The sequence below is a fragment of the Amycolatopsis sp. A133 genome (genome assembly GCF_031082405.1).
Taxonomy (GTDB): domain Bacteria; phylum Actinomycetota; class Actinomycetes; order Mycobacteriales; family Pseudonocardiaceae; genus Amycolatopsis.
In genome coordinates, this window is record NZ_JAVHJU010000075.1 from 57,046 (window position 1) to 81,713 (window position 24,668).

At 71.4% G+C, this 24,668-nt stretch carries 21 protein-coding genes; 17 read left to right on the forward strand and 4 right to left on the reverse strand.

Going from position 1 to position 24,668, the window contains the following annotated elements; all coding sequences use genetic code 11:
- The first annotated feature begins 79 nt into the window (after positions 1 to 79).
- The gene (locus Q5425_RS43590; RefSeq protein WP_308678316.1) at positions 80 to 2,194 is read left to right on the forward strand and encodes an ATP-binding domain-containing protein; all 2,115 of its coding nucleotides are present in this window, start codon (positions 80 to 82) and stop codon (positions 2,192 to 2,194) included.
- Positions 2,195 to 2,432: 238 nt separating this feature from the next.
- Here the strand turns inward: Q5425_RS43590 and Q5425_RS43595 are convergent, their stop codons facing one another.
- On the reverse strand, positions 2,433 to 6,212 hold the full coding sequence (locus Q5425_RS43595) for a hypothetical protein (RefSeq protein WP_308678317.1): 3,780 nt from the start codon (positions 6,210 to 6,212) through the stop codon (positions 2,433 to 2,435).
- A gap of 162 nt (positions 6,213 to 6,374) precedes the next feature.
- On the opposite strand from Q5425_RS43595, the gene Q5425_RS43600 reads away from it, so the two are divergent.
- The 12 genes from Q5425_RS43600 to Q5425_RS43655 all read left to right on the forward strand — a co-directional run bounded on the left by Q5425_RS43600 (position 6,375) and on the right by Q5425_RS43655 (position 17,874).
- Positions 6,375 to 7,367, forward strand: a complete 993-nt coding sequence (locus Q5425_RS43600; RefSeq protein WP_308678318.1) for an LLM class flavin-dependent oxidoreductase — start codon at positions 6,375 to 6,377, stop codon at positions 7,365 to 7,367.
- Between the two features lie 360 nt (positions 7,368 to 7,727).
- The gene (locus Q5425_RS43605; RefSeq protein WP_308678319.1) at positions 7,728 to 8,522 is read left to right on the forward strand and encodes an ABC transporter permease; all 795 of its coding nucleotides are present in this window, start codon (positions 7,728 to 7,730) and stop codon (positions 8,520 to 8,522) included.
- A gap of 1 nt (position 8,523) precedes the next feature.
- Positions 8,524 to 9,375, forward strand: a complete 852-nt coding sequence (locus Q5425_RS43610; RefSeq protein WP_308678320.1) for an ABC transporter permease — start codon at positions 8,524 to 8,526, stop codon at positions 9,373 to 9,375.
- Entirely contained in the window at positions 9,372 to 10,646 is a 1,275-nt protein-coding gene (locus Q5425_RS43615; protein ID WP_308678321.1) for an MCE family protein, read from the forward strand. The genes Q5425_RS43610 and Q5425_RS43615 overlap by 4 nt, the downstream gene beginning before the upstream one ends.
- Positions 10,643 to 11,650 (forward strand): MCE family protein, encoded by a 1,008-nt coding sequence (locus Q5425_RS43620; RefSeq protein ID WP_308678322.1) that lies wholly within the window; start codon positions 10,643 to 10,645, stop codon positions 11,648 to 11,650. Before Q5425_RS43615 ends, Q5425_RS43620 begins: the two co-directional genes overlap by 4 nt.
- Positions 11,647 to 12,639, forward strand: a complete 993-nt coding sequence (locus Q5425_RS43625) for an MCE family protein (protein ID WP_308678323.1) — start codon at positions 11,647 to 11,649, stop codon at positions 12,637 to 12,639. The genes Q5425_RS43620 and Q5425_RS43625 overlap by 4 nt, the downstream gene beginning before the upstream one ends.
- A complete protein-coding gene (locus Q5425_RS43630) occupies positions 12,636 to 13,643 on the forward strand; it encodes an MCE family protein (RefSeq protein ID WP_308678324.1) in 1,008 nt (335 codons plus the stop codon). The genes Q5425_RS43625 and Q5425_RS43630 overlap by 4 nt, the downstream gene beginning before the upstream one ends.
- A complete protein-coding gene (locus Q5425_RS43635) occupies positions 13,640 to 14,827 on the forward strand; it encodes an MCE family protein (protein WP_308678325.1) in 1,188 nt (395 codons plus the stop codon). The genes Q5425_RS43630 and Q5425_RS43635 overlap by 4 nt, the downstream gene beginning before the upstream one ends.
- A complete protein-coding gene (locus Q5425_RS43640; RefSeq protein ID WP_308678326.1) occupies positions 14,827 to 16,032 on the forward strand; it encodes an MlaD family protein in 1,206 nt (401 codons plus the stop codon). The genes Q5425_RS43635 and Q5425_RS43640 overlap by 1 nt, the downstream gene beginning before the upstream one ends.
- Entirely contained in the window at positions 16,017 to 16,532 is a 516-nt protein-coding gene (locus tag Q5425_RS43645) for a hypothetical protein (protein ID WP_396135372.1), read from the forward strand. Before Q5425_RS43640 ends, Q5425_RS43645 begins: the two co-directional genes overlap by 16 nt.
- A complete protein-coding gene (locus tag Q5425_RS43650) occupies positions 16,529 to 17,167 on the forward strand; it encodes a hypothetical protein (protein WP_308678327.1) in 639 nt (212 codons plus the stop codon). The genes Q5425_RS43645 and Q5425_RS43650 overlap by 4 nt, the downstream gene beginning before the upstream one ends.
- Positions 17,168 to 17,208: 41 nt before the next feature.
- A complete protein-coding gene (locus Q5425_RS43655; RefSeq protein ID WP_396135373.1) occupies positions 17,209 to 17,874 on the forward strand; it encodes a hypothetical protein in 666 nt (221 codons plus the stop codon).
- Between the two features lie 60 nt (positions 17,875 to 17,934).
- Here the strand turns inward: Q5425_RS43655 and Q5425_RS43660 are convergent, their stop codons facing one another.
- Entirely contained in the window at positions 17,935 to 18,882 is a 948-nt protein-coding gene (locus Q5425_RS43660) for a hypothetical protein (RefSeq protein WP_308678328.1), read from the reverse strand.
- 362 nt (positions 18,883 to 19,244) lie between these two features.
- Here Q5425_RS43660 and Q5425_RS43665 point away from each other — a divergent pair, with 362 nt between their 5' ends.
- On the forward strand, positions 19,245 to 19,868 hold the full coding sequence (locus Q5425_RS43665) for a DUF6801 domain-containing protein (RefSeq protein ID WP_308678329.1): 624 nt from the start codon (positions 19,245 to 19,247) through the stop codon (positions 19,866 to 19,868).
- A gap of 87 nt (positions 19,869 to 19,955) precedes the next feature.
- A complete protein-coding gene (locus Q5425_RS43670; protein ID WP_308678330.1) occupies positions 19,956 to 21,386 on the forward strand; it encodes a DUF6801 domain-containing protein in 1,431 nt (476 codons plus the stop codon).
- Positions 21,387 to 21,402: 16 nt separating this feature from the next.
- Here Q5425_RS43670 and Q5425_RS43675 read toward each other — a convergent pair whose 3' ends face one another.
- A complete protein-coding gene (locus tag Q5425_RS43675; protein WP_308678358.1) occupies positions 21,403 to 21,885 on the reverse strand; it encodes a hypothetical protein in 483 nt (160 codons plus the stop codon).
- Positions 21,886 to 22,016: 131 nt separating this feature from the next.
- A complete protein-coding gene (locus tag Q5425_RS43685) occupies positions 22,017 to 23,297 on the reverse strand; it encodes a helix-turn-helix domain-containing protein (RefSeq protein WP_308678331.1) in 1,281 nt (426 codons plus the stop codon).
- A 298-nt stretch (positions 23,298 to 23,595) separates the two neighbouring features.
- Here Q5425_RS43685 and Q5425_RS43690 point away from each other — a divergent pair, with 298 nt between their 5' ends.
- Together Q5425_RS43690 and Q5425_RS43695 are read left to right on the forward strand one after the other, a co-directional pair.
- A complete protein-coding gene (locus Q5425_RS43690) occupies positions 23,596 to 24,291 on the forward strand; it encodes a hypothetical protein (protein ID WP_308678332.1) in 696 nt (231 codons plus the stop codon).
- Complete coding sequence (locus Q5425_RS43695) at positions 24,288 to 24,650, forward strand: GntR family transcriptional regulator (protein ID WP_308678333.1); 363 nt, start codon at positions 24,288 to 24,290, stop codon at positions 24,648 to 24,650. Before Q5425_RS43690 ends, Q5425_RS43695 begins: the two co-directional genes overlap by 4 nt.
- Positions 24,651 to 24,668: the final 18 nt, after the last annotated feature.

The following is a 24,668-nucleotide window of genomic DNA, read 5'->3' on the forward strand; positions in this document are numbered from 1 at the left end:
CGGGTGTCCCCGCCCGGGCCACCGCGTAGAGTCGTTCTTCGCCCTCGGAGGCGATCCCAAAGCTGTCAAGGAGCCATGCGTGTCCGAACCTCGGGTCAGACGGGCCGAGATCGCCATCGAACAAGCCCACGTCGATCGCGTGTACACCCGTCTGGACGAACTGAAGGCCCAGGCCGAGGCGATGCGCACGAAGGGCTACGAGATCGGCCGGGGAGCGCAGCGCGAGGCGATCTTCGAGCAGGCGTCGATGCTGTTCGAGCGCGACATGATGGTCCACCACGCCAATCAGACGCTGCAGACGCTCGACGCCGAGTACGAGGGCCTCGTCTTCGGCCGGCTCGACCACCTCGACACCGAGCGCGTGTACGTCGGCAGGCTCGGCATCCGCGACGCCGAGTTCGACAACCTCGTCACCGACTGGCGCGCGCCGGCCGCGGCGGCCTTCTACCAGGCCACGGCCGAGGAACCGATGGACGTCGTGCGGCGGCGCGTGATCCGCTGCTCGGGCCAGAACGTCCTCGACGTCGACGACGACGTCCTGATGGCCGACGCCGTGCCCGAGGACATGCAGATCGTCGGCGAAGGCGCGCTGATGGCCGCGCTGGGCCGCTCGCGCGGCGAGAAGATGCGCGACATCGTCGCGACCATCCAGAAGGAGCAGGACGAGGTCATCCGGGCGCCGTGGCGCGGCGTCACCGAGATCACCGGCGGGCCGGGCACCGGCAAGACCGCGGTCGCCCTGCACCGCGCCGCCTACCTGCTGTACCGCTACCGGCGTCAGCTCGGCGGGGCCGGCGTGCTGGTGATCGGGCCGTCGGGCGTGTTCACCAGCTACATCTCGCGGGTCCTCCCCTCCATGGGTGAAACGAACGTCGAACTGCGCGCGCTCGGCGAGGTCCTCGACGGCCTGGAGGCGACGCGGCAGGACGCGGCGCCGCTGGCGGCGGTCAAGGGTTCGCTGCGGATGCGGAAGGTGCTGCTGCGGGCGCTGCGCGACACGCCGCCCGAGGCGCCGGAGGAGATGCGGATCGTCTACCGCGGCGAAGTCCTCAAGCTGAACGCGCGCGAACTCGAGAAGGTCCGCCGCAAGGCCCACACGCAGGGCGCGCCGCCGAACCGGTCGCGGATCCGGGCGGCGGAGATGCTGCTGGACGCGCTGGCGGCGAAGGCTGAGGAGCACGCGAAGGACGACGGCAGGCAGCTCGACCGGGCCGAGCTGATCACCGACCTGGGCGAGCGGATCGACTTCCACCGCTTCCTCGTCGTCTGGTGGCCGGTGCTGTACCCCGCGCAGATCCTCAAGTGGCTCGGCGAGGAGAAGCGGCTGGCTTCGGCGGCCAAGGGCGTCCTGAACCGGCACGAGATCTCGATGCTGGCCGCGGACTTCGCCGACCGGTCGCGGGGCTGGTCGATCGCGGACATGGCGCTGCTGGACGAGCTGCGCGTCCTGGTCGGGCCGGAGCCGAAGCGCAAGCGGCGCCAGGTGATCGAGGTCGAGCCGCAGCGCTCGGGCGGGGCGCCGACGCGCCCGGAGCACTACGACGAGTACTCGCACGTGGTCGTCGACGAGTCGCAGGACCTTTCGCCGATGCAGTGGCGGATGGTGGGGCGGCGCGGGAAGTACGCGAGCTGGACGGTGGTCGGCGACCCGGTGCAGAGCTCGTGGCCGGACCCGGCGGAGGCGGCTTCGGCGCGGGACCAGGCGTTCGGCGTCAAGACGGCCCGGCGCCGGTTCACGCTGCGCACCAACTACCGGAACTCGGCGGAGATCTTCGACCTGGCGGCGAAGGTCGTGGCCGGGCACGCGGAGTCCGGCGAGCTGCCGGTGGCGGTCCGCCGCACCGGGGTGGAGCCGGAGGTCCGCCCGGTCGAGGCGGCCGGCCTGGCTCCGGCGACGCAGGCAGCGGTGAAGGAACTGCTCGGCGCGGTCGAGGGCACGGTCGGCGTCATCACGGCGATGGACCGGGTGCCGGAGGTCGCGGGCTGGCTGGCGGCCCAGGCGGACGAGCGGCTGAAGGTCGTCGGCAGCCTGGATTCGAAGGGCCTGGAGTACGACGCGGTGGTGCTGGTGGAGCCGATCGAGCTGATCACCGAGTCGACGACGGGCCGCCGGGTGCTGTACGTGGCGCTGACGCGGGCGACGCAGCAGCTGATCGTGCTGGCCTCGAACCCGGACTGGATCCCGGCCGCCTGACCCGACGTCCCATGCGCCCCGATCGGGGCGCTTGAGGCCGTGCCCGGGAAACGCTGAAGGGCCCCTTCGAGGGGCGGGAGGCGGGGTTCCCGTGCCCTTGAAGGAGCCCTTCAGACCCCCGGTGAAATAAACGTCGTGGGACGAGTTCGTCCGAGGGCATGTCTAGCCGATCCGGGTTGTTCGGTGTCCGCGCGCGGCCACCGAACAACAACGCCGAACAACAACGCCGAACAACCCGTCAGGGGCAGGGCGGGCGGTAGTCCAGGTCGGGGAGGCTGTCCGCCCACTCCGCCTCGGTGATCCGGGGCGAGACCGCCGCGCAGATCCGTTCGGCCGCCCGGTCGGGGTCGGCCTCCCAGAACCGGACCGTGCCGTCCGCGCCCGCGCCCGCCAGCGTGTGGCCGTCCGGGGCGAACTGGGCGGCGTAGACGCGGTCGCGCTGCTCGGGCAGCACCGCCCACGGCGCCGCCGTCCTCACGTCCCACAGCCGGATCGTGCGGTCGTAGCTGCCGGACGCCAGCCTCCGGCCGTCGCCGCTGAACGACACCGACATGACGACGTCCGTGTGGCCGTCCAGGACCGCCGGGGGCGGCACGTGCGCCGGGTCCGCCACGTCCCAGAGGCGCACCGTGCGGTCCGCGCTCCCCGTGGCGATGTGCTTGCCGTCGGCGCTGTAGGCGATCGAAAACACCGTGTCGGTGTGTCCCGCCAGTGTTGCCAGCGGCCGCGGGGCCCGGGGCGCCGAGACGTCCCAGAGCCGCGCGGTGTGGTCCCAGCCGGCGGTCGCGAGCGTCCGGCCGTCGGGGCTGAAGGCGATGGTGTGGACGTCGTCGGCGTGGCCCTCCAGCTTCGCGATCTCGACCGGCCGGGTGCGGTCGGCGAGGTCCCAGAGCCGGGCCGTGTGGCCGTCGCCCGCCGTGGCCAGCAGCCGGCCGTCCGGGCTGAACCGGACCGCGTCGACGTCGTCGTGGAGCCGGTTGAACACCATGGGCGGGCCGGGCCGGGCCGGGTCGGTGATGTCCCGCAGCGTCATCGTGTGGTCCCAGCTGCCGGTGGCCAGTGTCCGGCCGTCCGGGCTGACGGCGACACCGCAGACCGCGTCGCCGAATCCGCCGATCGTGGCGAGCGGCCGGGGCGCGCGCGGGTCGGTGCGGTCGTGCAGCCGCACGGCCTCGTCGTAGCCGCCGGTGGCCAGCAGCCTGCCCTCCCGGCCGAAGGTGACGTCGCACGCCTGGGCGGTGTGCGCGGGGATCGCGGGGCCGGGCAGGTCCCAGAGCCGGACGGACTGGTCGTCGCTGGCCGTGGCCAGGGTGCGGCCGTCGCGGGTGAAGACCGCGGAGACGACCGCGCCGATGTGCCCGGGCAGCGACGGCAGCTCGCGCGGCTGCCGCGGATCGGCGACGTCCCACAGCCGGGCCGTGCGGTCGAAGCCGGTGGTGGCGAGCGTGTGCCCGTCGGCGGTGAACGCCACCGAGCGCACGGTCGCCTTGTGCGTGGTGAGCGAAGCCAGCGGCGCCGGGTGGGCCGGGTCGGTGACGTCCCACAGCCGCGCGGTCTGGTCCTGGCTCGCCGTGGCGAGGGTGCGCCCGCCGGGGCCGAACGCGACCGCGTGCACGACGTCGGTGTGCCCGGTCACGACGCCGAGCTCCCGCCGCGAAGCGACGTCCCAGACGCGCGCGGTCGTGTCGGCCGACGCGGAGGCGAGCAGCCGGCCGTCGCCGTCGAAGGCGAGGTTGTTGATGTAGGAGGTGTGCCCGGTCAGCTCCCCCGCCGGCCGCGGGCGGGCGGGGTCGGTCGTGTCGTACAGCCGGATCGTGCCCCGGGCGTCGGCGGTCGCCAGCAGCGGCCCGGCCGGGCTGAACGCGACGGCGTAGGACTTGCCCGCGTGCTGCTCGATCGTCGCGCCGGGACCCGGGCGGGCCGGGTCGGCGACGTCCCAGACGCGGACGGTGCCGTCGAAACCCGCGGTGGCGACGGTCCGGCCGTCGGCCGCGAAGGCGATGTTGTTGACGTTGCCGGTGTGCCCGGTGAGCACGCCCAGCGGCACCGGGTGGTGCGGGTCGTGGATGTCCCACAGCCGCGCGGTGCCGTCCCAGCTGGCCGTGGCGATGACCCGCCCGTCGGGGCGGAGGGCGACGGTGTTGACCCGGCCGGTGTGCCCGGTGAGCCGCGTCGAATACGGCGTCCCGAACATGCCGAGCAGGCCGCTGCGCTCTTCGACGCCGGGATCGAGGCGGTACGCGGCCAGCGCGAGCTGCGCGGCCAGCGCCGGGTTGGTGGCGCGCATGGCCAGCGCCTGGCCGGCGACCTTCTGGGCGAGCGCGTTGTTGCGCTGCTCGGTGGCCGTGCTCTCGGCGCGCACGGCGTAGGCGGTGGCGGCCACCGCGACGACCAGCAGCACCGCGAGCAGGGCCACCAGCTGCCGCAGGCGCCGGGTGCGACGGCGGTCGCGTTCCTCTTCGGCGTGCTCGACGGCGAGGCTCGCGTCGAGGAACCGCCGTTCCCGCCGGGACAACGCCGAGTCCTGGCGCGCGGCCCACTCCCGGGCGATGGCCAGCCGGGTGCCGCGGTAGAGCCAGCCGGGGTCCTCGTCGACGGACTCCCAGGCGTCGGTCGCTTCGGTGAGCTGCCGGTGGACGCGCAGGCCTTCGCGGTCTTCGGTGAGCCACTCGCGCAGCCGGGGCCAGCCGCGGATGAGGGCTTCGTGGGCGATTTCGATGCCGGTGTCGTCGAGGGTGACCAGCCGGGCCGCGGCCAGCTCGGCGAGAACTACGGCGGCGTCGGTGTCGTCCTCGTCGTCGGTGTCGAGTTCGGCGCGGCCGATGCGGCGCTTGGTGTCTTCGGTGCCTTCGCCGAGCGCGGTCATGCGGAGGAAGATCTGCCGCGCCAGCCGCTGCTGACGCGGGGACAGCTTCGCGAAGGTGCCTTCGGACGTCTGCGCGATGGCCCGTTCGATGCCGCCGGTCGACTCGTAGGCGGCGAGGGTCAGCGTGGTGCCGCGGCGCCGCCGCCACGTCTCCAGCAGCGCGTGCGACAGCAGCGGCAGCACGCCGGGCTGGCCGGTTGCGTCCGCGACGAGCCGGGACACCAGCGCGTTCTCGACGCGGTACCCGGTGTCGACGGCGGGCCGCGAGATCGCCTGCCGGAGCTCCTCGGTCGTCATCGGGCCGACCAGGACCTGGGCGTCCTGCATGGCCTCGGCGAGCTCCGCGTGCCGTGCGCAGTGGGTGTAGAAGTCGGTGCGGATGCCGAGGACCACCCGGGTGCGGCTGCCCGGTTCGGTGGTCGCGGTGACGAGCGCGTCGAGGAACCGCGCCTGTTCCTGGTCGTCCTGGCAGAGGGTGAAGACCTCCTCGAACTGGTCGACGACCAGCACGAGGTCCTCGTCCCCGCCGTCGGCCAGCTGGCGGGCGGCGAGCCCGAGGTTGCGGGGGTTCGCGGCGAAGTCGTCGAGCAGGGCACCGGGCGCGACGCCGAGTGCGGCGGCGAACTTGACCGCGCACTCCTGCAGCGGGCGGGCGCCGGGGGTGAGCAGCACGACCGGGCCCTTCACCGAGGGCAGCAGGCCCGCCCGCAGCAGCGACGACTTCCCCGATCCGGACGCGCCGAGGACCGCGAGAAATCGTTGTCTTCCCAGCCGTTCGACGAGCTTTTCGACAAGCCGTTCGCGCCCGAAGAATCGTCCCGCGTCGGCGGGGGTGAAAGCGGCCAGCCCGACGTACGGCGGAATTTCCCCTGGTTCCGGCTCAGGCGGTGAATCGGCACCGCCCGAGCGGGACTCTTCGGCGACGGCGTGCCAGCGTTCCGCCCATTCCCCCGGCACCCCGCCGCAGGCGCGGACGTAGGCCAGAGTGACCGCCAAGCTGGGGAGTTTCCGCCCGCCGGCGGCTTCCGAGAGCGTCCCGGCCGAGTAGTGCGCGCGCCGGCCGAGCTCGCGGTAGGTGGGATTCCCGGCACTCTCGCGCAATCGCCGGAGATCGGCGGCGAATTCGGTCAGCAGATCGTCCCCGGGATCCAAGGGTCGTTCCGGACGCGGCACCCGTCCTCCTGTTTCTCTTTTTTCCGGTAAGCCCACCGTAGCCGGAGCGAGGGCCACTCAGGGGCGGTTCCGCACACGCGGCGTGAAGATCGTCACCGCCGGACGGGAAGCAATGGCGGCACCGGGGCGTTGACCCCGGTTGTGAGCTCACTGCCTGACGTGCCGCTGTCCGTGCTCGACCTGTCCCCCGTCTCGGAGGGGAACACCGTCGGCGAGACGCTGCGCAACACACTGGACCTCGCCCGCGCCGCGGAACGGCTGGGCTACCACCGCTACTGGCTCGCCGAGCACCACAACATGCCCGGCATCGCCAGCTCGGCGACCGTCGTGCTGATCGGGCACGTCGCCGACGCGACCGAGCGGATCCGCGTCGGCTCGGGCGGGATCATGCTGCCCAACCACGCGCCGCTGGTCGTCGCCGAGCAGTTCGGCACCCTGGAGGCGTTCCACCCGGGCCGGATCGACCTCGGCATCGGCCGCGCGCCCGGCACCGACCAGCGGACGGCGCTGGCGCTGCGCGGCCCCGGCGGGCTGTCCGCGGAGAACTTCCCGGAGCACCTGCAGGAACTGATCGGCTACTTCACCCACTCGGAGGCCCGCGGGGTCAACGCCGTGGTGGCCGAGGGCAACCAGCCGCCGGTGTGGCTGCTCGGGTCGAGCGGCTTCAGCGCCCAGCTCGCCGGGCGGCTCGGGCTGCCGTTCTCCTTCGCGCACCACTTCGCCGCCGAGAACACCATCCCGGCCGTGCAGCTGTACCGGGAGAACTTCCGGCCGGGGGTCCTCGACTCCCCGTACGTGATGCTCGGCGTGTCCGTGGTCGCCGCCGAAACCGACGAGCGCGCCCGGTTCCTGGCCGGCCCCAGCGGGCTGACGTTCCTCAGCCTCCGCCGCGGCCGCCCGATCGCCCTGCCGACGCCGGAAGAGGCCGCGGAGTACCCGTACACCGAGATGGACCGGGCGTTCCTGGCCGAGCGCTTCGGCTCCAGCATCGTCGGCTCGCCCGAGACCGTCCAAAAGGGACTGGAACAGCTCCTGGCCGACACCGGCGCCGACGAGCTGATGATCACCACGATGGTCCACGGCCACGCCGACCGCGTCCGCTCCTACGAGCTGCTCGCCGGCCTCAAGTCCTGACGCCGGCCGGAACGGACGGGGCACCCCGTCCGTTCCGGGTGGGGGCCGAATGCGCACCGGCGTGCAGCCGGAGCCCGGTGACGCCGCCCGGGACGGCGATTTCTTTTCCTCTGCTGACAACAAGATCGGGGCCATTTGTCAGCACTGGACAAGAAATGCGCGGTTACCAGCCCGTGACCCCGTGATCCTGCTCAAGTTCTTGTCTCCCAGCAAGGCCGTCGTTAGCGTACCGACCAGTAGGAAACGGCACGGTGCCCCCGAGACCGTGAATGGCCGATAATTGTTAACCCGTTCGGACCATTTCCCTTTAGTCATCTCGGGTGTACTCGGCGTGCCGCCGAAACCGCTGGAGGCACACGAATGGCCGAACGGACGACGACGGCGTCGTTCCCCGGAGCCGGCGCGCTGCGGCAGACCGGACGGCTCTACGGGCTCGGCCTCGACGTCGTCCGGCTGACGTTCCGCCGCCCGTTCCAGGTGCGCGAGCTGATCCAGCAGTTCTGGTTCATCGCGAGCGTGTCGATCCTGCCCACGGCACTGGTGTCGATCCCGTTCGGCGCAGTGATCGCGCTGCACATCGGCTCCCTGACCACGCAGATCGGCGCGCAGTCCTTCACCGGCGCGGCCAGCGTGCTCGCGATCATCCAGCAGGCCAGCCCGATCGTCACGGCGCTGCTCATCGCCGGTGCCGGCGGCAGCGCGATGTGCGCCGACCTCGGTTCCCGCACCATCCGCGAAGAGATCGACGCGATGGAGGTGCTCGGCGTCTCGCCGGTCCAGCGGCTCATCGTGCCGCGGGTGCTCGCCGCGATGGGCGTCGCGGTCTTCCTCAACGGCATGGTCAGCGTCGTCGGCGTGCTCGGCGGCTACTTCTTCAACGTGATCATGCAGCACGGCACCCCGGGTGCCTACCTGGCCAGCTTCTCGGCTCTGGCCCAGCTGCCGGACCTGTGGATCAGCGAGATCAAGGCCCTCATCTTCGGCTTCGTCGCCGGGGTCGTCGCCTCCTACCGCGGGCTCAACCCCAAGGGCGGCCCGAAGGGCGTCGGCGACGCGGTCAACCAGTCCGTGGTCATCACGTTCCTGCTGCTGTTCGTGCTGAACCTGATCCTCACCACCGTCTACCTGCAACTCGTGCCGCCGAAGGGGAGCTGAAGTGACGACCACGGACCTCCCGAGAACCGCGCGGGTACGCGAGGCCGTCGACCGCCGGTTCGGCTTCCTCGACACCCTCGGCGACCAGATCCTCTTCTTCATCCGCGCGATCGCCTGGACCCCGCGCGCGCTGCACCGCTACCTGCGCGAGGTCGTCCGCCTGCTGGCCGAGGTCAGCTTCGGCAGCGGCGCGCTGGCCGTCATCGGCGGCACGATCGGCGTGATGGTCGGGATGACCGTCGCCACCGGCACGGTCGTCGGCCTCCAGGGTTACTCGGCGCTGAACCAGGTCGGGACGTCGGCGTTCGCCGGGTTCGTCTCCGCCTACTTCAACACCCGCGAGATCGCGCCGCTGGTGAGCGGGCTCGCCCTGTCCGCCACGGTCGGCTGCGGCTTCACCGCGCAGCTCGGCGCGATGCGGATCTCCGAGGAAATCGACGCCCTCGAGGTCATGGGCATCCCCAGCGTCCCGTACCTGGTGACGACCCGGGTGATCGCCGGCTTCCTCGCCGTCATCCCGCTCTACGCGATCGGGCTGCTGTCGAGCTACCTCGCCTCGCGGCAGGTCACCGTGTGGTTCTTCGGCCAGTCCGCGGGCACCTACGACCACTACTTCCTGCTGTTCCTCCCACCCGGCGACGTCCTGTGGTCGTTCGGGAAGGTCCTGGTGTTCAGCATCGTGGTGGTCCTCGCCCACTGCTACTACGGCTTCCGCGCGAGCGGCGGCCCGGCCGGCGTCGGCGTCGCGGTGGGCCGCGCGGTGCGCACCGCGATCGTCGCGATCAGCGTGCTCGACTTCTTCCTGTCCCTGGCGATCTGGGGCGCGACGACGACCGTGCAGGTGGCCGGATGAGAAGGGAAACCCGCCGGAAGGCCGGGGTCCGGACCGCGGGGGTGCTGTTCCTCGTGGTGATGGGCGTGCTGGTGACGCTTTCGATCAAGGTGTACGACAAGGACTTCGTCAGCACGGTGCCGGTGACGCTCAAGGCGAGCCGGATCGGCAACCAGCTCCAAGCCGGCGGCCAGGTCAAGGCCCGTGGCGTGCTCGTCGGGGAGATCCGGGGCGTCCGGGGGACGCCACAGGGCGCCGAGATAGCGCTTGCTCTGGAACCGGACAAGGTGGACATGCTGCCGCGCAACGTTTCCGCGCTGCTCGTCCCGAAGACGCTCTTCGGCGAGCGTTACGTCCAGCTGTCCATCCCGGACGGTGCACGGGCCCCGCACCTGGCCGCGGGCGACGTCATCGAGCAGGACCGCTCGGCGAACGCGGTTGAGCTGGAACGGGTTTTCGGCAACCTCCTGCCGGTGCTGCAGGCGGTCCAGCCGCAGAAGCTGGCGACGACGCTGACCGCGGTCTCGACGGCACTGCAGGGCCGCGGCGAGCAGATCGGCCGGACCCTCGCCACCGCAGCGGACTACCTGACCGGCTTCAACCCGCAGCTGCCGCAGTTCACCAAGGACGTCCAGGACCTCGCGTCGGTCTCCCGGCTGTACGGTGACATCGCCCCCGACCTGCTGGACGCGCTCACCGACTCGGCCGTCACGCTGAACACCGTGCACGACAAGGCACCCGAACTCGCCACGGTCTACCAGCAGGTGCGCAGCTCGGCGGGCGAGGTCCAGCAGTTCCTGAACCGCAACAAGAACAACCTCATCGCCCTGGCGGCCGACAGCCGTTCGGCGCTGGAGGTCGCCGCGGAGTACTCCCCCAGCTTCCCCTGCACCCTCAAGGCGATGGACGCGCTGCGCAAGCCGGTCGACGAGGCACTCGGCAAGGGCACGAACTCCCCCGGCATGCACGCCGCCGTCACCGTCACCCAGTCACGCGGCAAGTACGTGCCCGGCAAGGACGATCCGAAGTACACGGCGACCGGCGGCCCGCGCTGCTACCCCAGCGGCGTCGCCCCGACGACCGGCACCGCCGCGGTCCCGCCCGGCGCACCCCAGCACCCGCTGCTGACCGGCACGCAGGACGACCTCGGCGTCGCTAACTCCCCGCAGGAACGGGAACTCCTGGCCACGGTGCTCGCGCCGCAGCTGGGCGTGCCGACCGGGGAGGTCGCGGACTGGAGCAGCGTGCTCGTCGGCCCGCTCTACCGCGGCACGGAGGTGACGCTGAAGTGAGGAAAATCGCCGCCCCGCTGTTCAAGAGCCTGATCTTCGTCCTGGTCACCACGGCCGCAACCGTGCTGCTGGCGGTCTCCATCGACAACACCGGCGTCGGCCGCACCGACCTCTACGGCGCCACCTTCACCGACGCGACATCGCTGAACGTCGGCGACGACGTGCGGATCTCCGGGGTCCGCGTCGGACAGGTCGAGGAACTCGAGATCGCCGACCACAGCCTGGCCCACGTCCGGTTCTCCCTCGACGCCGGACGGCAGCTGCCCGCCGACGTCGGCGCGGTCATCAAGTACCGCAACATGGTCGGGCAACGCTACATCGCGCTGGAACGCGGCGCCGGCGGCAGTGGCACGCTGCCGGTGGGAGGCGAGATCCCGCTGAACCGCACCACGCCGGCCCTGGACCTGACCGACCTGTTCAACGGCTTCAAGCCGCTGTTCCAGGCGCTCTCGCCCACCGACGTCAACCAGCTCTCCGGCGAGATCGTGCAGGTGCTGCAGGGCGAGGGCGGCACCGTCGAGGAGCTGCTCGCGCACACCGGCTCGCTGACCTCCACGCTCGCGAGCCGCGACCAGCTGATCGGCGAGGTGATCACCAACCTCAACCACGTGCTCGGCACGGTGAACAGCAAGGGAACCGCACTGACGACGTTGATTTCGACGCTGCGAGAGCTCGTTTCCGGCCTGGCCGCAGACCGCGTCGTGATCGGCGACGCCATCGGCGGCATCGGCGACCTCTCCACGGCCACCGCGGGTCTGCTCGGCGACGCGCGGACCCCACTGAAGGACACCATCACCGGCCTCGACGGCGTCACGAAGAACCTCGCGGACGAGAACACCCTCCCCGGCCTGGAGCAGACGCTGAGCACGTTGCCGGAGAAGCTGAACAGCCTCGGCCGGATCAGCTCCTACGGCTCGTGGATGAACTTCTACGTCTGCAGTTCCGTTCTCCAGACCCTGCCGCCGCGCGGAACACCCGCGACCGCGAAGAGGTGCGGCTCGTGAAGTCCTTCAAGGAACGCAATCCTCTCGCGCTCGGCGCCGCCGGGAGCGTCGTCCTCGCCGCGCTGCTGACCGTGACGTTCAACTACGACAACCTGCCGGTCGTCGGCGGCGGCTCCACCTACCGCGCCGAGTTCTCGGAAGCGGCCGGGCTGCAGCCCGACGACGAGGTCCGCGTCGCCGGCATCAAGGTCGGCGAGGTCCGCGACGTCGAACTGGCCGACGACCACGTGCTCGTCACCTTCCGCGTGAAGAACGCCTGGGTCGGCGACCGGACGTCGGTGGAGATCCGGCTCAAGACGCTGCTGGGCCGCAAGTTCCTCGCGCTCAAGCCGACCGGCGACGGCGTGCAGGACCCCGGTCAGGCGATCCCGCGCACCCGGACGGTCACCCCGTACGACGTCACCGAGGCGTTCAACGGCCTCGCGACCACCGCGGGTTCGATCGACACCCAGCAGCTCGCCGACAGCTTCACCGCGATCAGCGACACGTTCCGCAACGCCCCGGCCCACGTGCGCACCACGCTCGACGGACTGTCCGCGTTGTCGAAGACCGTCTCCTCCCGCGACGACCAGCTCGCCGGCCTGCTGGCCAACGCCAAAAAGCTCACGACGACGCTGGCGGACTCGAACCAGGACTTCGAGCAGCTGCTCTCCGACGGCAACCTGCTGCTGGGCGAGCTCGACCGGCGCCGTCAGGCCATCCACGACCTGCTGACCGGCGCGCAGGCGCTGGCCGCCCAGCTCTCCGGCCTGGTGGCGGACAACGCCGGGGCGCTCAAGCCGGCGCTGAGCCAGCTGAACACCGTGACCGACCTGCTGACCCGGCAGAACGACAACCTGGCGGAGAGCCTGGCCGCCGCCGGGCCGTACTTCCGGCTCGCCAACAACGCGCTGGGCAACGGCCGGTGGCTCGACTCCTACCTCTGCGGCCTCCTGCCCGAAAACCGTGATCCGTGTGTGCCGCCGAAGCGGACGGGAGCTCCGAAGTGAACGCCACCCGCACCTACCGGTTCCTCGCCGCCGCGGTCGTCACGGCGCTCGTCGTCGTGACCGCGCTGTGGTGGATCTTCTCCGGCACCGGCCTCGACCGCGCCACCGTGCTCTTCTCCCGCGCGGTCGGCGTCTACAGCGGCTCCGACGTCCGGTTGCTCGGCGTCCGGATCGGCCAGGTCGAATCGGTGACCCCGCGCGGCGAGCAGGTCGAGGTGACGCTGACCTACGACGGATCCGCGCCGATCGCGGCCGACACCGACGTGGTCGTCATCGCCCCCAGCGTCGTCGCCGACCGGTACGTCCAGTTCTCCAAGCCGGCGCGCGGCGGACCGCGGCTGGTGAACCACGCGACCATCGGCGTGGACCGCACTGCGACCCCGGTCGAGCTGGACGAGCTGTACGCCAGCCTCGACTCGCTCACCAAGGCGCTGGGCCCCGACGGGGCGAACAAGAACGGCGCCCTGTCGGACCTGCTCACCACCGGCGCGAAGAACCTGCGGGGCAACGGAACCGCGTTCAACGACTCCGTCAAGCAGCTCGCGGAGCTGGCCAGGACGCTGTCCGGGAACTCCGGCGACCTGTTCGCCACCGTCCGGGAGCTGCAGCAGTTCACCAGCATGCTGGCCACCAACGACGACCAGGTGCGGCAGGTCAACCAGCAGCTGGCGACGGTGTCCGGCACGCTGTCGGCCAACCGCGACGAGCTGGCCTCGGCCCTGCGCTCGCTGGGGAGCGCGCTCGGCGACATCCAGGCGTTCATCAAGGACAACCGGGCGCTCATCAAGTCCAATGTGGACAAGCTGGCGGTGACCACGCAGACGCTCGTCGACCAGCGCGCGTCGCTGGCCGAACTGCTCGAAACCGCGCCGCTGGCCGCGACCAACCTCATCCAGACGGTCGACCCCGCCACCGGCGCGCTGCAGACCCGCACCGACCTCATCGACTACCTGCCGCTGCCGGTGACCGGGGACGTCTACACGAACGAGGCGGGCGGGCGATGAGAAGCGTGACATCCGGGGCTTCGCCCCGGGCCGGGGGCTCCGCCACCCGGAACCCCCGAAATCGGCGGCGGCGCGTCACGGCCCTGGCGGCCGGCTGCTGCCTGGTGCTGACCGCCTGCTCCGGCGAGTTCAAGGGCGTCTACGACCTGCCGTTGCCCGGCGGCGCCGACGTCGGCGACCACCCGTACCACGTCACCGTCCAGTTCGCCGACGTCCTCGACCTGGTGCCGCAGGCCGCGGTGAAGGTCGGCGACGTCCCGGTCGGCCGGGTCCAGACCATCCGCCTCGGCGCGGACGGCTGGACCGCCGAAGCCGTCGTCGAAGTCAACGGCGACGTCGTACTGCCCGCCGACGCCGTCGCGCGGCTGCGCCAGTCCAGCCTGCTCGGCGAGAAGTTCGTCGAGCTCGCCGCGCCCGAAGGGGACGCCCGGCAGACCGCGCGACTGGCCGACAACGCCGTGATCCCGGTGTCGCGCACCAACCGCAACCCGGAGGTCGAGGAGGTTTTCGGCGCGCTTTCGCTGCTGCTCAACGGCGGCGGCATCGGGCAGCTGCAGACGATCAACCGCGAACTCGGCAAGGTGATGACCGGCAACGAGACGCAGATCCGCTCGTTCCTGTCCGGGGTGAAGACGCTGGCCACCGACCTCGACGCCCATCGCCAGGACATCATCACCGCCCTCGACGGCGTCAACCGGCTGGCGACCACGCTCGCCGACCGCGACAAGCAGGTGTCCGGAGCGCTCACCGACCTGACGCCGGGCCTGCGCACGCTGACCGACCAGCGCACCCAGCTCGTGACGATGCTCCAGTCGCTCGACGACCTCTCCGGCGTCGCCACCGACGTCATCCGGAAGAGCAAGGACGACCTGGTCGCCGACCTGCAAGCGCTCGCGCCGATCCTGCAGCGGCTCGCCGACGCCGGCGCGTCGCTGCCGAAGGCCCTCGAAATCCTGCCGTCCTTCCCCTACACCGACGCGGTGCTCCCGGCGATCAAGGGCGACTACCTCAACGTCTACCTGTCGGTCATCCCCGCGCCGGGCGTGCAGCTGCCGAACTACGGCGAAGGCATCCCGCCCGTCTGCGAGCCGGGCGCGACGGGCAACAACCCGCCCTGCCTGCCGACACTGCCGCCGCTTCCGCTCCCGGCCGCCGGCCAGGTCACGACGCCGGGAGGGCGCTGATGCTGACCACCAGGGTTCGGGTCCAGGTCATCGCGTTCGTGGTGATCTCGCTGGTCACGGTCGCGTTCGTCGGCGCCAACTACGCCGGGATCGGCCGGCTCTTCGGCACCGGCGGGTACACCGTCAAGCTGGAGCTCGCCGAAGGCGGCGGCATCTTCACCAACGGCGAGGTCACCTACCGCGGTGTTGCGGTCGGGCGGATCGGGGAACTGCGGCTGACGCCGTCCGGGATGGAAGCGGACCTGGTCATCGACCGCTCGGCCCCGCCCATCCCGGCGAACGCGCAGGCCGTGGTGGCCAACCGGTCCGCGGTCGGCGAGCAGTACGTCGACCTCCAGCCCCGCACGTCGGACGGCCCGTTCCTGGACGGCGGCTCGGTCATCCCGCGGGAGAAGACGACGCTGCCGATGCCGGTGCAGCACCTGCTCGGCGACCTCGACGCGCTGACCGCGTCCGTGCCCACCGGCGACCTGCGCACGGTCGTCGACGAGCTCGACGACGCGCTGCGCGGCACCGGGCCGGACCTGCAGGTGCTGCTGGACACCGCTACGTCGTTCACGAAGGACGCGTCGGCCAATCTGCCGCAGACGGCGAAGCTGATCGACGACGGCTCGACCGTGCTGCGCACCCAGCTCGACTCCTCCGCCGAGTGGCGCTCGTTCGCCGGCAACGCCAAGCTGTTCGCCGCGCAGCTGTCCGATTCGGACGGTGACCTGCGGCGGCTGATCGCGACCGCGCCGCCGGCCGCGAGTGAGCTGGGCGCCCTGCTGCGGGAGACCGACCCGGGGCTGCCGATCCTGCTGGCCAACCTGCTCACCACGGCACAGGTGGTCCAAGCCCGCACCGGCGACCTGGAGCAGCTGCTGGTGGCGACGCCGAAGATGGTCGCGGCGACGTCGACGGCCTTCGCCGGGGGTGACGGCAACCTCGCCATGGCGCTGACGTTCTACGACCCCGTTCCCTGCCGCGCCGGGTACGAGAGCACGCAGTACCGGCCCAGCACGGACACCTCGCCGCTGCCGTTCAACACCAGCGCGTCGTGCACGCTCGAAAAGGGCGACGCGACGTCGGTCCGCGGCTCGCAGAACGTGCCGCACCGGCCGGTCCCGGCCCCCGCGGTGCCCGGCTCCGGTGCTCCGCTGCCCGCGTCGCCCGGCCTGGCGGTGTCCCCGACCATCGAGGAGATGCTGTGGCTGGGAAAGTGAAGTGGCCGCTGCGGGCCGCCGTGCTCGCGGTGGTCGTCACCGCCGCCTTCGCGGGCTGGTCCGGGTTCTCCTGGTACCGCGCCGCGCACAGCGACGAGCTGACCTACGGCACCGCGCGCGACGAGGCGCTGGCTAGCGGCCGGGAGCTGGTCGCGCGGCTGTGCACCCTGGACTACCACCGGCTGAACCAGGGGCTCGCGCAGTGGCTCGACGCGTCGACCGGCCCGCTGCACGACCGGCTGGCCCACACCGACGAGGCCACGAAGAAGACCCTCACCCAGGACGCGACGGTGTCGACCGGCAAGGTGCTGGACGCGGCCCTGAGTGAGCTGGACGAGCACGCCGGCACCGCGAAGCTGCTGGCCTCGGTGGAGATCACCGCTCAGAAGGACGGCGTCGCACCGGCGACCAAGCGCAACCGGTTCGCCGCGGGCCTGGTGCGGACCGAAGGCGGCTGGAAGCTCAGCGCGCTCGACGAGCTGCCGGTGGGGGCCCGATGAGCACCGCCGACGCACTGGCCGCCACCGAAGAAGAGCCCGAAGTGACCGCTCCCGATTCCGATCCCGCCGACGAGACGGCCGGTACCGAAACCGGCACCGAGACCGCCTCGGAGGACGTCGCGCCGTCGCGACGCCGCCCGGCGCTGCTGCCGCTGCTGATCGCGGTGTCGGTGCTGCTGGCCGCGGCGGGCGTGGTGTTCACCGTGGCGGCGCGGTCGGCGGCCGACGACCCGGCCACCGCCAACCGCGCCCTCACCGACGTCGGGGCCACCGCCGACGTGACCTCGGCGGTGACACTGGCGCTGAACCGGATCTTCTCCTACTCCTACGACAAGACCGACGTCACCGGGCAGGCCGCGCAGGACGTGCTGCGCGGTGACGCCCGCACCACCTACGACCGGCTGTTCGCCCAGGTGAAGGAAAAAGCACCGGCCCAGAAACTGGTGCTGACGACGCGGGTGACGTCTTCCGCGGTTCAGGAGATTCGCGACGGCCACGCCCGGCTCCTCGTGTTCCTCGATCAGTTCGCCACCCGCGCCGACAACAATTCCAGCAGTTCCGCGGCTGCCCAGCTTTCGGTGACCGCGGAACGCGAGGGCAATACCTGGAAGATTACCGGCCTCACCCCCCGCTGACCCAGTTTTTCCACCGCTGCACAATTCGAAGGAGAGTTGGCATGCCCACTTTGTTGCGCACTCGGAAGAACGGCCGGAAATGGGCGCGCACGGCCGCGGTCGTGGCGACCGCGGGCATCGCGATGAGCGTTGCCGCCGTACCCGCCTCGGCCGACGTGATCGAGATCCCGGTCGGCTACACCGTCACCGGCAGCACCGTGGTCAAGAAGACCGGCAGTGCGATGACCCTCGGCCCGGGCAACCTCGACGGCGCCCTGATCATCGATGACCAGACCGGCTCGGTGGGCTTGCGGGCGAACCTGTCGCTGCCGCCGTCGCAGGCGAACATCTCCCTGGTGTCGGGCCTGTTCAAGATCAAGGCGAAGGTCAAGATCACCCCGACCGGCCCCGCCACCGGCACCCTCGCCGACGGCACGCTGACCACGCACGCCCAGGCGAACATGGAGATCTACGACATCTGGGCCGGCCTGCTGGTCCCGGTGATCCCGCTGCCGACGGTGCCGGGCAGCTGCAAGGCGAGCAAGCCGCTCGACCTGGACCTGAGCGCGAAGGACGTCGACATCTTCGCCCCGAAGTTCACCGTGACCGGCACCTACACCATCCCGGACTTCAAGAACTGCTTCATCGCCGACCTGGCGCTGGGCGCCCTGGTCTCCGGGCCGGGCAACACGATCTCGCTGGACCTGGCGGCCAAGACCGAAGGCTGATCCGCCGGAACGCGGAAAGAGGGGCTTCCCGGCCGGGAAGCCCCTCTTTCCGCGTTCCGGTCAGCAGGGTGCGGACGGATCCGTCTTCAGCACGACGCTGAACCGGTCGCCGGCCGAGGCGGCCAGCAGCGGACCGCAGATGCCGTTGCTCAGCGGGTCGCTCTCCAGCTGGTCGTTGGAACCCCAGCCGACGATGTCGCCGTTGCTCTTGAGCGCAAGGTTGAACGTCCAGCCCGCGTCGATGGCGACGACGTCGGACTGGACGGTGTCCGGAACCTCGGCCTGATGGTTGTCGTTGCGGCCCCAGGCGATCACCCGGCCGTCCTTGAGCGCCAGGCTGTGCTGGTGACCGGCGGAGACGGCCGTGACACCCGATTGTGCGTCGGCCGGGACATCCGACTGACCGAAGTTGTCGCTGCCCCACGCGATGACCCCCCCGTTCTTCAGGGCGAGACTGTGGTCACCACCGGCAGATACGGCGGTGACGCCGGACGTCGCCGCCGCCGGGACGTCCGTGCGCAGGCCCCAGCTGACGACGCGGCCGCCCGCCTTGAGCGCGAGGCTGTGCATGGCGCTGGTGGAGATGGCGACGACGCCGGATTTCGCCTCGCCGGGCACGTCCGTCTGGCCGTACCAGTCGTTTCCCCAGGCCAGCACGCCACCGTTCTTGAGCGCGAGCTCGTGGGCCCAGCCGGCGGCGATCGCGCTGACGCCGGACGCCGCCGCCACCGGCACCTCCGTCTGGCCGAAGTTGTTGTCACCCCACACCAGGACCTGGCCGTCCTTGAGCGCCATCGCGTCCATACTGCCCATGGACACCGCGGTCACGCCGTCGAGAGCGTCCGGCGACGGCCCCGAGATGTAGTTCGAGTAACCCCACTCCAGGACACCGCCGGTGCCCTCGGCCGAAGCGGACGCGGACGGCACGAGCGGGGCTGCGACCAGTGCCGCGGCCGCCAGCACAGCGGACCGGCGGGACGCGCTTTGGAAACGGAAGACTTCGGCCACGGTATCTTCTTTCGCTGAATCGATTCGCGCGGGTTACGGTGCAGGCGCGCACCCAGATACTAACCCGGACAATCGCCGAACGACACCCGTCGAGTTCTTTGTCAAGCACCCACCAAGAGTCCTCTGCGAATACTCCGCTGTTGACAAAAATCGTGGCCGGGAGGACCACTGCCGGTTCCGGTACGTCACACGCTTGTTGCGCAACCGACTGGCGAGTAACCTTATTTCTCACAGCCACCTCGCGAGGGTCAGGGCTGAGCCAGGGAAATCCCCGGGGGTATTCGCGGTACCGATCGGTCCGCGAGGCGCGTGGGCAGCGCCGGCCAAGACGTCAACTGGATGATCAAAGGAGATTGACAGTCATGACCCGACTCAAGAGCTTGTCCCTGAAGGCCGTCACCACCGCAGCCATCGTCAGCACGCTCGGCATGCTGACCGCGGGCGTCGCGTCGGCCGACACGACCTACAACGCCGCGGCCCTCCACCGCTGCACGTTCCCCGGCATCCCGCAGCAGGACGTGGCGATCACCGCGTTCCTGACCGGCCCGGACTCGATCCCGGTCAACGGCACCGCCGTGCCGACCAACGTCGGCGGCACCGCGACGATCTCCGCCGCGGTCCACTCGCTGCTGACCGCCGTCGGCTACGACGGCATCCGCGGCAAGGCGACCGTGCCGGTCACCGCGGCCCGCGGCTCGGTGTCCGGACCGGCGACCAACCTGAACATCCCGGAGACGATCTACCCGGCGGGCGGGCCGATCACGGTGAACATCAGCCAGGACGCGAGCTCGACGGTGCCGACCTACACCGCTCCGGCAACCAGCGGTACGGACACCCTCTCGCTCGGCTCGCCGATCACCGCCGCGCTGCAGTTCCACAAGGCGTCCAACAACACCTGGGCGAACTGGAACATGAGCTGCACCCTGAAGACCACCAGCCCGGCGCAGAACAAGGCGTTCTCGCCCGACTTCGTCATCACCCCCTGATCACCGGGTGAAGCACTACCGTAGGGATGGCCGGGGCCCCGGCCATCCCTACGGTTCGTTCCCCAGCAGCACGGACAGGAGCACGGCATGGCCCGACGGCTGACCCGGCGGACGGCGACCCGCGGCGCGATCGCACTGGCGTGCGCGGTGTCGGTCACCACCGGCGCGTTCACCGGCACCGGTTCGGCCGCGCCGGCCGAACCGGACGGCGCCGGGGCGTCCGGACGGCACGAACTGACCAAGACACTGGCCACGACGTGCCCGTTCGCCGCCCCGGTCGGGCCGCTCGAGCTCGCCGTGAAGACGACTGCGTCGCTGCCCGCCTCGATGACCGTGGGGCAGCCGGCGACCATCGACGGCCTGGTCGTGACGTTCTCCCTGCCACGGGCCGCCGCGCAGCAGCTGCTCGGCACCGGCAGCACCCTCGAAGGCGGACTGACCTTCCAGCTGCTGCTGGAGCAGGGAAAGGTCAAGGACACCCGCACCGTCCCGATGACCATCGCGGCCACCGGGTTGCCCGCCGAAGGCGATCTCTCGCTGGTGGCCACCGGAAAGCTCCCGGCGTTCTCCCCGTCCACCGCCGGCGTGCTGCGGATCCGGGTGACGGCACCGAAGCTCGCGCTCGGCCTCACCGGTGCGCCCCCGGACCAGCCCGCCGAGCAGGTGACCTGCGCCGCCGACGGCGGCCAAGACCTCTCCTTCGGCTCGGTGGCGGTACTGGCGGCCGCCCCTACCGCGGCGGGCAAGCCGGCACCGGAGAAGAAGGCCGTACCCGGTCCGCGCCCGGCCGGCCCGCAGAAGCACTCCCTGCTCGACGAAGAACCGCCGCCGGACGACACCACCACGATGGTGCTGCCGCTGCAGCCGAACCAGGTCGACAACACGAGCACGATCGCCAAGACCGGCGCAACGATCCGCAGCAAGCCGGCCGCACTGGCGAACGGGGTCTGGCTGAACATCACGGATTCGGGGGGCTTCCCCGTCCGGAGCGAGATCACCGGTGAGCTGGCCTTCGCCCCGGTGACGGTGTCCTACCTGGGCTACGGCTTCTTGCCGATCAGTGCGACCGTGGAGTTCCTTCCGGTCGACTACCGGGACAGTACGATGATTCACTCGTTCGGGACGCTGTTCGACGGGTTGCTGCGCAACCACCTCGAAGTGGTCTCGCGGCTGAGCGACGTCAAGGTGAACGGCGTCCCCCTGGACGCCGGCCCGGACTGCGTGTCGGAGACGCCGATGCCGATCGACATGATGGGCGAGTACGACCCGTTCGGCGGTGGCTTCATCCGCACCGATCCGAACAACCCCGACCCGAAGTTCCGGGGCTTCACCCTCCCCCCGTTCAAGAACTGCGGAGCGGCCGAGAAGCTCAGCTCGCTGTTCACCGGCCAGAACTCCGGTCCTGGCAACCAGGCCTCGGCGCGGCTCACGATCATCCCGCTGTGCGCGGAAGCCGACCACCGCAACTGCCCGCCGGTCACGCCGATCCCCCCGGAAGTCTTCCGCAAGAGCCGCTGAGCCGTCCGGGCTTGGGTCACTCGACCGGAGCGGCCACCCAAGCCCCGACGGCACTCATCAGGCTCCGGGCGAACGGGTCCGGGAGCCGGTTGCACCCCTGCTCGAACTCCGCGGAAGCCTTTCGCCCGGCCGCCACGGCGACGCGAAGGGCGTGCGCCGGAAGTGCCCCGGCCGTCAGGCCCGGCACGGCGAGCAGCTCGGGCAGGGCCGAGATCCGGCCGTCGAGCAGGTCGGGGAGGGTGGCGTCGAGCCGCGTCCGCTCGCCCCGCAGGGCCAAGACGTCCTCGACACGGAGGAACAGCCTGCCCAGGACCGCCCCGCAGGTCCGGAACGCCTCGGCGTCCGCGCCGCCGAGGGCCGCGCCGATGCGCAGCGGGAACTCGAACAGTGACGCGAAGACCGCTTCCGCGCCCACCCCGGTCGTCACGACGGCGGCCCGCAGCTCGGGCGTCACACTGGAGTCGTACAGCGCCCGGGGCAGGTTCCTGCGCCAGTACACCACGCAGGTGTGGGCGGCCGACTCCAGCGGCCAGCACCCGTACGACACCCCGAACGGCTACGCGGCCGACGCCTCCTGGCAGGTCGACGCCCCGTGAGGCCCGCCGTCGCCGGGGCCCGTGCGGGCCCCGGCTACGGCGACGTCCACTGTGGACGCGAACCGCCCGACCGCGGTGACGGCAGCAGGTCGCTCACCGGGTACCGCAACGGCAACGGCGCCGCACCGGCCCGCAACGCCAGTTCCATCTCGAAGCGCGCCGCCGGGTCCTTCAGGCTGTCCCCGAAAGTCGCCTGCAGCTGGCGCATGCGGTAGCGGACCGTCTGCGGGTGGACGCCGAGGCGCTCCGCGATCTCCACCACGTTGCCCTGGCTGTCCAGCCACGCCCGCAGCGTCTCCAGGAGCCGCTCCTGCTGCTTGCCCGTCATGTCGGCCAGCGGGGCGAACAGGCGGTGCCGCAGCGTGCCGACCAGGCCGGTGTCGGAGTTGACCAGCAGCGTCGCCAGGTGTTCCTCGGCGCGCAGCACCGGGCGCGGCGCCAGCACGCCGCGCTCGGCCAGCTGCAGCGCGTTGCGGGCCCACCGCAGGGAATCGGCGACCGAGGCGAGCGGGACGCACGGGCCGATCGACAGCCGGCAGTCCGGCAGCGCCACCTGCAGCGCCGCCAGCCGGGGGCCGCTCAGCTCGCCGGGGATCACCAGTTTCGGGTCGGGGGTGTCCAGTTCGGCGAGGACGTCCGCGTCCAGCCCGGCGTGCCGGCGGGCCGGGGCGACACCGCCGGCCGGGCAGACCGCCACCGGCGTCGCGTCGGACGGCACCGGCCAGCCGATCAGCTGCGCCAGCTCGGCGATCGCCTTGGGCGACGCGGGCGGCGTCTCCAGGATCAGGTGGAGCAGCTTGCGGCGCCAGGTGTCGAGCGCTCCCGCCGTGCGGGCCTTCGCCTCGAGGTAGCCGTCGAGGGCGACGGACGCGAGCTCGTCCATGAACGCCAGCATCGCGTCGGCCAGCTGCGACATCACCGCCGAGGAAAGGCCGCTGCGCCGCCCGACGCGCATGATCCGCCGCCACGACACCCGCGCGCCGACCCGGTAGGCCGATTGCAGGGTGTCGAGGCTGCGGCCCTCGCGCATTTCGTTCTGCCCCAGGCGGTGGTGCACCTCGTGGGACTGTTCCTTCGACACGGTGGGATCGGCGATCTGCGCGACGAACAGCGTGATCGCGTACTCGACGCCGGCCCGGATGGACTTGCCGTAGGGCCCGTCGAGGGGCCGGGCGTAGGCGGGGATGGTCGCGCGGATCTCGTCGACGATTTCGGCCGCGAGGCTGGCCAGCTCGGGCCGCAGGATGTCGGCGAGCTTGCGTGGCAGGGCGGCGGGTGGCGGCGCAGCGTGATCGAATCCGCGCTCCACCGACATCGCAGCTCCTTCGCTCCGCCCCGGGACTCCGGTCGCGGGCACCCCGCGACCGGGCACCCCGCGCTTGTTGCGGGGTGACAACCGACACATCGAAAAACTAACGCCAAACGTGTCACTCCCGTGAAGGAAAACCGATTTCTTGTCATCGCGGTGACAAGTTCACCGGGTCCGGCTGCGATCGGCTGACAAGTGCCCCGCCGAGTGCACAAGAACGTGCGTACGAACGGACGAGCGGCTCGCGCTGCGGTAACGCCGGGCTCTTGTATCGTGTGGTTGATACAAGACGAGGAGGAGCCGCATGCCGTGGGACAACGTGCTCGGGGTCGCGCTGATCATGGGACTGTTCGGCCTGGCGATCCTGATCGTGCTCTGGCCGGGGCCGAAGCACGGTAAGCGCTTGCTGGAGCGGTGGGGCGTGCCGGACCCGGACGCCGCGGAGGTGGCGCTCGCCGTCCGGTACCTCAAGCGGCGCCGGCTCTGGTACCCGTGGCTCTTCCTCGCGATCCCGCCGCTGCTCGACGACACGACGACGGGCTCGATCCTCGCCACGCTGCTGCTGGGCGGCCTGATCGCCGAGCTGCTGGCGCAGCGCCCGGCCCGCGGCCCGCGCCGGGAGGCCGTGCTGGCGCCGCGGACGCTGCTGGGGATCGTCCCGGTGTGGGTGCTGGTGCTCGGCGGGCTGGCGGCCGCGGCGTCGCTGCTGCACCTGGGGCTGACGGCGCAGTGGAAGCTGCTGGCGGTGGCCGCGGGCACGGCGCTGGTGAGCGCGGCCATCACGCTGCTGGCGGTCCGCCGCCCGGCGGTCGGCGACCCGCGCGCCGACCTGGCGCTGCGCTGCCGCAGCGCGCGCGTGGCGGTCGGCCTGGGCATCGGCGCGTGCACGGCGGTCGGCTGGCCGGCGGGGAACTTCGTGTCGTTCCTGGCGGTCGTGGCGGGGCTGGCGGCGTTCCTGGCGGTGACGGCCCCACCGAAGCGGCTGCCGGCCGCGGCGTGAAGATCGTCGTCGACACGGAGAACGGCCTCGCCCCTTGGCGGCAGGTGCACGACCAGGTGATCCGGGCGGTCACGACGGGCGCGCTGCCGGAGGGAACCCGGCTGCCCCCGATCCGCCAGCTGGCCCGCGACCTGGGCCTGGCCTCGGGAACGGTGGCGCGGGCGTACCGCGAGCTGGAGGCGGCGGGCTGGGTGGCCACGGCCCGCGCCCGCGGCACGGTGGTGACGGTGCCATCGGGCCGTCCGGACCCCGGAGCGCTGCTGGCCGCGGCGGCCGCGGAGTTCGCGGCCCAGGCCCGCGACCTCGGCACGGACCTCGAGGCCGCGCTCGACGCGGTCCGCGCGGCCTACCGCTCGTGAGTGGTAAAGAGGGTTAGA